The sequence below is a fragment of the Portibacter lacus genome (genome assembly GCF_021533215.1).
GTDB lineage: Bacteria > Bacteroidota > Bacteroidia > Chitinophagales > Saprospiraceae > Portibacter > Portibacter lacus.
In genome coordinates, this window is sequence record NZ_JAJNKA010000016.1 from 104536 (window position 1) to 113938 (window position 9403).

General features: G+C 36.2%; 8 protein-coding genes. 7 read left to right on the forward strand and 1 reads right to left on the reverse strand.

Annotated elements, in window-relative coordinates; translation table 11 throughout:
- Window positions 1–181 precede the first annotated feature (181 nt).
- Window positions 182–1897, reverse strand: a complete 1716-nt coding sequence (locus tag L2586_RS21470; protein ID WP_235295015.1) for a helix-turn-helix transcriptional regulator — start codon at window positions 1895–1897, stop codon at window positions 182–184.
- A gap of 162 nt (window positions 1898–2059) precedes the next feature.
- Here L2586_RS21470 and L2586_RS21475 point away from each other — a divergent pair, with 162 nt between their 5' ends.
- The 7 genes from L2586_RS21475 (at window position 2060) to L2586_RS21505 (ending at window position 8846) form a co-directional block, all read left to right on the forward strand.
- The gene (locus tag L2586_RS21475; RefSeq protein WP_235295016.1) at window positions 2060–2749 is read left to right on the forward strand and encodes a hypothetical protein; all 690 of its coding nucleotides are present in this window, start codon (window positions 2060–2062) and stop codon (window positions 2747–2749) included.
- Window positions 2750–2761: 12 nt separating this feature from the next.
- Entirely contained in the window at window positions 2762–3379 is a 618-nt protein-coding gene (locus L2586_RS21480; protein ID WP_235295017.1) for a response regulator transcription factor, read from the forward strand.
- Complete coding sequence (locus L2586_RS21485) at window positions 3376–5187, forward strand: tetratricopeptide repeat-containing sensor histidine kinase (RefSeq protein ID WP_235295018.1); 1812 nt, start codon at window positions 3376–3378, stop codon at window positions 5185–5187. Before L2586_RS21480 ends, L2586_RS21485 begins: the two co-directional genes overlap by 4 nt.
- 188 nt (window positions 5188–5375) lie before the next feature.
- Entirely contained in the window at window positions 5376–6260 is an 885-nt protein-coding gene (locus L2586_RS21490; RefSeq protein ID WP_235295019.1) for a sugar phosphate isomerase/epimerase family protein, read from the forward strand.
- The gene (locus L2586_RS21495) at window positions 6260–7420 is read left to right on the forward strand and encodes a mandelate racemase/muconate lactonizing enzyme family protein (RefSeq protein ID WP_235295020.1); all 1161 of its coding nucleotides are present in this window, start codon (window positions 6260–6262) and stop codon (window positions 7418–7420) included. Before L2586_RS21490 ends, L2586_RS21495 begins: the two co-directional genes overlap by 1 nt.
- A 5-nt stretch (window positions 7421–7425) precedes the next feature.
- Window positions 7426–7914, forward strand: coding sequence for a VOC family protein (locus L2586_RS21500; RefSeq protein WP_235295021.1), 489 nt, complete (start codon window positions 7426–7428; stop codon window positions 7912–7914).
- Window positions 7911–8846, forward strand: a complete 936-nt coding sequence (locus tag L2586_RS21505) for a 2-hydroxyacid dehydrogenase (RefSeq protein ID WP_235295022.1) — start codon at window positions 7911–7913, stop codon at window positions 8844–8846. The genes L2586_RS21500 and L2586_RS21505 overlap by 4 nt, the downstream gene beginning before the upstream one ends.
- The last annotated feature ends 557 nt before the right edge of the window (window positions 8847–9403 follow it).

Sequence of the window (9403 nt, forward strand, 5' to 3'; positions counted from 1 at the left end):
GAGTTATAGAATTATTAGGGTGAAAAACTTAATGTTTAAGTTTTACTAATAAGTGATCTTTCAAAACTCTTTAAATTTATGAGGTATAAACTGGATATGCACCTAAAGAGCAATGGACAAATAATGGACACCGCACTATTATGTTGCCATAAATGCCTGTTTATGAACTTATTATCAGTGATTATAAACGCTGGATAAAATCATCTAATTCCTCGTCTTTTGCAAGGTTCATTTTCTTCCTGAGCCGATATCTGCTCTTATTTAATGAAGACAGGGTTATATTTTGCACGATAGCAATATTTCTGCTATCTATATTCAGGCGAATTAAAGAACATAATCTTTTTTCCGTTTTACTTAAATCGGGAAATTTTGAATGTAAACGACTGTAAAATGCATCGCTCAATTTATCTATTTTTTCATAGAACTCTTTCGTGTTGGTATCAAAAATAGTCTTTTTAAGTACCTCATTTTCAAAGTCATCCATCAGCTTTTTCCGTTCTCTTCCACGAGTAGTTTTGAGGTATTCTAATTTACTAGCGAGAACTTTTGCCCACTCTTGATTCTGAGTCAAATTGATTGCGAAATCTGACAAATCTCTTTGCTTCGATTCAATTTCTAACTTGAGCTGTTGATTTCTGATCGATGTCAATTCAAGATTTTGCTGGGCAATGAGTTGTTTATTCCTTGCATTTTCAATGTGCTGTTTTCTTAGATAATACAAAACGCTCATCACCACTAAGAAAATGATCGATAAAATAGATATGAGCCAGGTTATGAGCCTTTGATTCAGCAATTCCACTTCTTTTTGCTTCTTTTCTGCACTATGCTTATCATTTATTCCATTTAGAACCAAATCATTCAGAATAATCTGATAATTTTCCTTCGAATAAAACTCAGCTTGATTAATGCTATCAGATAAGATTTTAATATCAGCAAGTAATTGGTGCGATTTCTCAAAATTATTGTTTGCTAATTTTTGATGCATCTCTACTTCCAAAAACTCCAATTTTACTTTACACTTAGTATTTTCAGTAAAAATGGAAGTTTGATAGAGTTCTTTGACCTCCATATAAAAATCATTCAGTATTTGTATCTTTTGTTGACGACCTAAAATCTCAACAACTTTAGCTGCAGAATGAAATACATGACTTTCATTGCTAAAATGATTCTTAAGGTTTTCCTTGTAATAAAAATAGTTTAAATGAAACATATCAAAGGCTTTCTCTAGCCTACCTTTATTTAGATAGATCTCACCTAAATTATTTCGAATACTCCCAATTAACTCATGATCTGGAAATTTTTCAGCAGTTACCTTATATACCATCTCAAATTGCTGCATAGCTGCAATAGAATCCTTTAAACTCCCAAGCAAAAATATTCCAAAATCATTATGAGCTGCCGGATACCATATTCCATCTCTTAATTCAACTAATGCTAGGTTATTCTGATGTTCTAAATATGCACTATCGAGGTGTCCAAGCTTTTCATAAGCTAGTGCGGTCCCACGATAATCGAAAGAACGTTTAGCTCTAAAATCCTCCTTCACTTCAGGACTAAACTCGTTTACATGTTTTTCATAATATTTAAAAAATTCTTTATATGCTAAAAGAGATTCTTCATAGAGCTTGAATAAATAAAAATCATAACCAGAATAGTGATAAAAATTTAATACGATCTCATGTTGATCTTTAATTTTGGATACTAATTGTCTTCGCTGTAGATGAAGTTCCAGCCACTTTTCACGATCCGTTTGGTAATTGATGTCACGATGTAATTCATGAACTTTTCTGTACTTTAAAAGTGCTTCTTCTGAACTTATAGATTCCTTCTGTGTACAACTTATTAAAACAAGAAAATTGCAAAATATTAAACACAACCATTTTATTCTGACATCCATAAAATTTCTATAATCTGCTTAGAGATGAAGCAAATAGTAATTACGCTAATTATTCAATTTACATATCCAACAAATCTAATTCCTCCATATTCACCTATTTAGGTGAACGCATCCAAGTCCATATCCCATAAATTTGAATCTCAACCAAATTAATCAAATCAAATGAAAAATCTATCATTTTTAATCGTCGTAATTACGTTATACTCTTTCCAGCTCCAAGCTCAATCTACAACCGAGAATAGAATCGCTTACTCCTACTTAAGCGGGATTTTCGAAAATGGAATCGTAGAACAACTGGATAAATCAAAACTATCTAGCAAAGAAGAAAAGCTCTACACAAAATGTAAGGAAAAACTGGAAGCAATTACCATCAGCTATTTCGAGCAGAATCTTACTTCAAAATTGAAGGATAAAAATATGGAAGTGATGCCGCTAAATGCAGTGAGTGTTATGGGAATGGGTGCCACCAATCTGAAAGGAAATCCAGCTATATTTTTTCCGAAGAAAACATTGAAAAAGCATGCAGATAAAGACATCGCAGATACTTTCTTAAGTGCTTCCATATCAATCAACAAACCAATCGTATCTATAGGAGGTATGAAACCAGAAGTCATTGTCACCTTGAAACACTTCAACAAAAAAGGAGAATTAATTAACAAATCAACTGCTAATGCAAAAACAGAGAAGAAGGTAAGCAACATTGGATTTTCAGTCAGTCAGAGCGAATCATTTAATAAAATTGACATGGATCACATTGAAATTTTATTTTCAAGAGTCGAAGAACCGATAAATCTTGCAACTGAAGATGCATTTAATCAATTATTCGTAGATGGTGAAATTTCTGAAAATTAGTATATTTAGTTAATGATAACCAAAAAGCCAAGAATCCTTATCGTAGAAGATGAAGTGTTTATTGCCAATGACATAAGCGCTCATCTTCTCAGTCTTGGGTATTCTGTAAGTGGAATTGCCTACAATTCTGACAAGGCGCTAGATTTAATGAACAATAGGCCTTTTGATTTCGCAATTCTTGATATTAATATTGGCGGCAGTAAGGATGGAATAGAAATAGCAGAGTTGATCAATACTAAATACAAAGTTCCTTTCATTTACTTAACCTCCTATTCCGACAAAACTACCCTTCATCGTGCACAGACTACTCTACCCTACGGTTACATTATAAAGCCATTCGATGAGCAAGATTTAGACGCTGCAATAACAATGGCCATTTACAAACACAGCCAGGAGCAAAAAGATGAATTTCCTCGACTTGAAAAAGTTAACGACTTCCATCAAGTGAATATTACCGAAAGAGAATATGAGATTATTCATCACTTGCTCAATGGCAATAGCCTCCAAGATGTTGCACAAACCTTGTTCTTAACAGAGAACACCATCAAGACGCATATTAAGAGAATCTATGTAAAATTAGATGTTCATAATCGGGTAGATTTCACCAAAAAAATATTAGAAGTCCAATGAGAATGTTCTTCGTCATCTTCCTATTTCTACTTTATTTCACCTCTGGAATAAGCCAAATAGATTCGCTGTTACATGCCTTAGATTCGAATCCTTCTGATGAAACAACGATGGAAGAGATTCATACCTATTTCAACAGCACTTATTATAGAGATCCTGCTTTATCATTGGCGAATGCACTAAAAACAGATAGTCTCGCACAAGTTCATGGATTAGAAAAAGACTATGACAGGACACAACTTATGCTCGGCGTTGCTTATAATATCAATGAAGACTATGATTTTGCCGTTGAGCATTTCTTAAATGCTGTCCATTTCGCAAATACATTAGATCATAAAAAAATCGAGGCGCAAGCCTACAATGGCCTTGCAGTTGTATGGCAAGTCAGAAAAGACACTGAAACTTCTACTTTGTATTTTCACAAAGCGTTAGATATCTACAAAGAAATTCAAGATACACTCTGGGTGGGTCTTATCAATCTAAATTTAGGTGGATTATACATGGAGGATGAACTCTTAGAGGAAGCAGATTCCTATCTAGAAGATGCCGTTATCGCAATGGTAAAAATGAAACAGCCGATCTATGCCGGATATGGCAAACTGAATCTGGGTAGTCTTCGTGTGAAGCAGAAAAGATATAACGAAGCGATCACCTTTCTTGATGATGCACTTACAAGTGTCCCTTATGAGGTCAATCCTTTAATCCATGCCGTTGGAAATACCGCTTTGGGGGAAGCATATATGCGAATTAAGCAGAATGTTGTTGCAAAAAAATATCTTGATCTTGCTTTAGACCAAAGTAAAAAAGTAAAAAACTATGAGCAATTAGAAGTAGCAAATGAATTGATGTCTGAATACTATGAGAACATTGGTAATCATGCAGAAGCACTCAAGTATTTCAAGGAATCTTCTAGTCTTAAAGATTCATTTATCAGTAAAGAAGAAGATGAAAGACTGATCGATGCACTTAAAAAATATGAAGTGGAAAAGAAAGAACAAGAAATCATGTTGCTTTCTGCTGAAAACGAATTTAAAGATCTTCGGAATGAGAGAGATCGCAAGAATTTACAATTAGCGTTGTTGGGAATTCTGACCATGCTCGTCTTGTCCATCTTGATAATTGTCAATAGAAATAGAATCAAAAAATTGAATAAAACCTTAGCAGAACAACAAGAGGTCATTAAAGTAAATCTGCAGGAGAAAGAGTTGTTGCTGAAAGAAATTCATCATCGAGTGAAAAACAATCTCCAAGTCATTTCCAGTTTGTTAAACCTCCAGTCATCTTATGTGAAAGATTCATCTGCTATCACGGCTTTAAGAGAAGGCAAGAATAGGGTTAAAAGTATGGCGCTCATACATCAGAATCTATACCAGGAGGGAAACTTGACCGGAGTCCGACTGAAGCCATACTTTGAAAAGTTATGTCGTAACTTGTTTGATTCTTACCTTGTCCAAAAGGATACTGTTCAGCTAGAATTAGAAATAGAGGATATAGACCTGGACATTGACACCGTCATACCTTTAGGATTATTAGCGAATGAATTAATCTCTAATTCCTTAAAACACGCTTTCTCTGAATCCGATCATGCCCTAATAAATATACAGCTTTATGAAACTTCTGGCAAAATACATCTCAAGATTACAGACAATGGCGTGGGTGTAGATCCAGCATTTCTAATTGACAAACACGATTCTTTCGGCTATCAAATGATTCATGCTTTCAAAGACAAGTTAGATGGAGAAATTCTTATAGAAAATAATGACGGTCTTTCGGTAGAACTTATTTTTGAAAACTTTTCAAAGGTCTCATAATTAATTTCATGTTGATGACCTTTAATTATAATCGATCTAATCACTAATGTCGCAGATTAAAAGATTTAACCTAAATGCGTCCTTTCTTTACAATAATTTAAATATTTAAGGTAGTATTTAAAGAAACCTACTACTAAAACCGCATTATTAGAAAAAATTCTTAGATTAGATTTCAAACAAAATTATTCATGAATATTGCAATCCATAACTGGATGAGAGCTGAGCCGCTTGAATCCACTATCAAAAGAATATCTAGCCTCGGGTATGATCAAATAGAAATCCAAGGCACACCAGAATTATATGACCCCGCTGTGGTTAAACCATTACTTGACAAGTACAACATAAAGTGCTGGGGCTCTGTAACCTTAATGTTAGAAGACCGGAACTTACTGGCTAAAGATAAAGCACAGAGAGAAATGTCTATTCAGTACGTCATCGACATCGTCAAAATGGTTAAGGCGCTTGGTGGATCAGTTATTTCTTTAGTCCCTTCTACAGTTGGGAAGATCATACCAGAAGGAACTCCAGACGAAGATTGGGAGATTGCAGTAGAAAGTGTAAAGAAAATTTATGAAGTATCTGAACAAGAAGGTATTCTAATCGGAATAGAACCTATTAACAGATTCGAAACTTATTTCATTAATCGTGGGGATCAGGCGCTTGCACTTGCAGAAGCCGTCGGACCTAATTGTGGAGTTTGCTTGGATGCTTTCCATATGAATATCGAAGAAGATAACTCTGCAGATGCAATAAGAAGAGTTGGTAGTCGATTGGTCAATTTTCATGTTGCTGATAACAACAGAATGGCTCCAGGAATGGGTACTATTAATTGGTCAGAAATCATATCAACACTACAAGAGATTGGTTATGACAAAACACTTTCTATGGAATTCTGTCCGCCATTAGATCGGACTCCAGCGAATCCTTACCCGAATTCAGTGGAGGAAAATCCTGAAGGTTTAAGTCCTGAACAAAAGAAATTTTTAGAAGATCATGGTAGCTCCGCTGTTAAAGAGGAATTTTATACCATGTTAACTAAGAAATCATTAGAAACAATAAAGCCATTAGTATAATGAAAATTGCAAATATAGAAGCTTACTGGCTTAGATGTCCTATTGATTCACATAAGCAGCATCGATCTGATTATGGACTACTTACTCATTTCGATATGACATTAGTAGTTGTCACCACCGACACTGGTCTTCAAGGATTCGGTGAAGCGAAGGCAGCTGTAGGTTCTTCGGGATCATGTGCATCCATCGTGAGTTGTGTAGAACAAGATATCAAGCCGCTATTGGTTGGTAGAGATGTAGAAGAAATTACCCAAAACTGGGAAATCATATATAACGGAAGTAGAGATCATTATGCCTTATCTCAAGGTCGCAAATTTCCAATTCTAGGACGTAGAGGTTTAACTATTTCTGCATTAAGTGGAGTGGATACAGCGCTTTGGGATATCAAAGGTAAAATCTTAAATACTCCAGTGGTCAATTTACTAGGAGGACCATGTAGAGATCGAATGGAAGCATATGCAAGTGGAGGCTGGGCAGATGCAGAAAATATTGGTGATCAATTGCAAGGATATGTTGACAAAGGTTTCAACGGCGTAAAAATGCGAGTTGGGATCATGGATAACTCTGTAGAATATAGTGTAAAAAGAGTAAAAGCAGCTCGGGCCGCTTTAGATGATAATATTAAGTTGATGTTAGATGCGCATGGGACTTTCAGTGTTCCAGAAGCGAAGAAATTCAGCAGGTATGTTGAAGATTGCAATATCTACTGGTTCGAAGAGCCGATTAGTCCAGATAATAAAAAAGGAACAGCAGAAGTTCGTCGGGATACTTTTATTCCGATTGCGGCAGGCGAAAGTGAATACAGCGCATTTGATATGAGAGACTTGGTAGCTGAAAATGCAGTCGATGTTTTACAACCAGATTGTGCCATCGTAGGTGGAATTTCAGAAGCGATGAAAACGGCTCACTTAGCAGATATATACCAGATTGAGCTAGCACCACATTGCTGGGGATCTGCTTTCTCATTTATGGCAGGGCTTAGTGTGGCATTTGCTTCACCAGCAGCTCGGGTTATAGAGTTTTCATCTGGAGGAAATCCAATGATGTACGACTTGATCAATGAAAAAATAGAGGTGGTCGAAGGGCATCTTTTAGCACCATCAAAACCAGGTCTTGGAATTACACCAAACTGGGATTTTGTTAATGAATTCAAACAATAAATATTATGGCTAAAGCGGTAAAAATAAATCACGTTGCGTTAGTAGTAAGCAACCTAGAAGAAGCATGTAAGTTCTATGAGAACGAATTAGGATTGGAAGCAATTCCAGCATTTTTATTCGATTATCCAACGGCATTTTTCAAGTTCAATGAAGAGCAGCAGTTGCATTTAACAGAATGGGAAGATGAATATTCATTCCGAGGACATATCTGTGTTACGGTAGATGATATCAACGAAGTCTTCTTTCGCATGAAGGAACTCGGAGTGATCGATATTACGCCTTGGGGAAAGGTGAGACAACTTCCAGACGGAGCAATTCAAATGTTCGTTCGTGATCCTTCAGGTAACTTAATAGAGCTTTCTTCTGATCCAAATGCGGAGATTGATCCTAAGATTTTCGAAGATGAATTATTCAAGGAAGGGATTTATGTTTCTGGAAGAAACGATTTCCGAGGATACAAATCAAAAGACGCTACACTATACCATAACAAATGACAAAACATACGGTACTAATGCTAGAAACCATTGCTGACAATGCGATGGAAATGCTAGAACAAGCTGATGATGTTTCTATCATCTGGGAATCAGACTTAGCTGGTAACGAATCTGTAGTAGATGGAATCATCACTCGTGGAAAGGGCCAAGTCAATGAACAACTATTGACCAGTCTTCCTAATCTAAAAGCGGTTGCAAGATGTGGTGTTGGTTTGGATAATGTGGATATACCGACTGCAACGAAACATCAGATTCAAGTCTTGAATACGCCTGGAGAGAACTCAGCTACGATTGCAGAGCACACCATATCATTATTATTGATGTTGGTTAGACACTTATACTCATCGATTAACGATACCAAGTCAGGAAATTGGGAATCTCGGAAGAATTTCGGAGGAGATGAAATCAGAGGAAAGACACTGGGCTTGTTAGGTATGGGAAATATCGGGAGTCAAGTGGCTAAAATGGCGGAATTGTTTGGGATGAAGGTTATTTATGCCAATTTGGACAAAGTCGATGTTCCCTATGAATATGTTACGATTGATGAGTTGATTCAGCAATCCGATGTAATCAGTATTCACTTGCCGTTAACGAAATCTACCTCAAAAATGGTAGATGACTCCTTTTTATCCAAAATGAAGGAAGGGAGTTATTTGATCAACACAGCGCGAGGAGGTATTATAGATGAAGAAGCATTAGTAGAGGCGTTGAATAGTGGCCATATTGCGGGATTTGCAGCTGATGTTTTAGCTGTCGAACCTCCTGCTGATAATCATCCACTGGTCATTCATCCGAGTACGCTGATTACAGCTCATGTGGGTAGTTTGACAAAGTTGACCTTTGAGAATATGTGCGTCCTTTCAGTTGAGAACATCTTGAGTTTATTGAGGGGTGATTACGTGGATCGGAAGTATCGGTTTAACGAGGTTTAGTTTTTTGTTATTAGTTTTTTGTTTTTTGTTTTTAGGATTTAGTTTTTTGTTTTTTGGGAATGAACCGAGAAAGCTGTAGAATCTTCACTAAATTAGACAGCAGTTCTGCAATCCTAGCTAGCGCTCATTTCCGCGCTCAGCTTACAGATCTAATACAAATCAAGTCGTAATTCCAATGGAGCTTGGACTTCAGTCCGCTTTTTTCGAATTAAAATGGCTAAGTAGTCCCTCCAAATGTTAGGAAAGTGTAAATCAGAAGATTAAAATGATGAGAATAGGCTATAGAGAATTGTTTGTTTAGATGTCGGGCTTACCTGTCCATTTTAATAAAGCATCATTAAAGTTAAGCTGCCATAGGACCTTGGACTTCAGTCCGAGAAAAAAACGAGCATTCTACAAGACAATAGCTCTGCAATCCTAGCTAGCGCATATTTCCGCGCTCGGCTTACAGATCTAATTCAAATCAAGTCATAATACCCAAAGGAGCTTTCACTTCAGTCCGCTTTTTTCGAATTAAAATGGCTAAGTAGTCCCTCCAAATTTGAGGAAAGGTAAAT

Excerpts from the sequence above, each read along its gene's own strand:
- L2586_RS21495 (WP_235295020.1), top strand. The coding sequence starts at position 6,260 with ATGAAAATTGCAAATATAGAAGCTTACTGGCTTAGATGTCCTATTGAT.
- L2586_RS21485 (WP_235295018.1), top strand. The coding sequence starts at position 3,376 with ATGAGAATGTTCTTCGTCATCTTCCTATTTCTACTTTATTTCACCTCT.
- L2586_RS21480 (WP_235295017.1), top strand. The coding sequence starts at position 2,762 with ATGATAACCAAAAAGCCAAGAATCCTTATCGTAGAAGATGAAGTGTTT.
- L2586_RS21475 (WP_235295016.1), top strand. The coding sequence starts at position 2,060 with ATGAAAAATCTATCATTTTTAATCGTCGTAATTACGTTATACTCTTTC.
- L2586_RS21490 (WP_235295019.1), top strand. The coding sequence starts at position 5,376 with ATGAATATTGCAATCCATAACTGGATGAGAGCTGAGCCGCTTGAATCC.
- L2586_RS21470 (WP_235295015.1), bottom strand. The coding sequence starts at position 1,897 with ATGGATGTCAGAATAAAATGGTTGTGTTTAATATTTTGCAATTTTCTT.
- L2586_RS21505 (WP_235295022.1), top strand. The coding sequence starts at position 7,911 with ATGACAAAACATACGGTACTAATGCTAGAAACCATTGCTGACAATGCG.
- L2586_RS21500 (WP_235295021.1), top strand. The coding sequence starts at position 7,426 with ATGGCTAAAGCGGTAAAAATAAATCACGTTGCGTTAGTAGTAAGCAAC.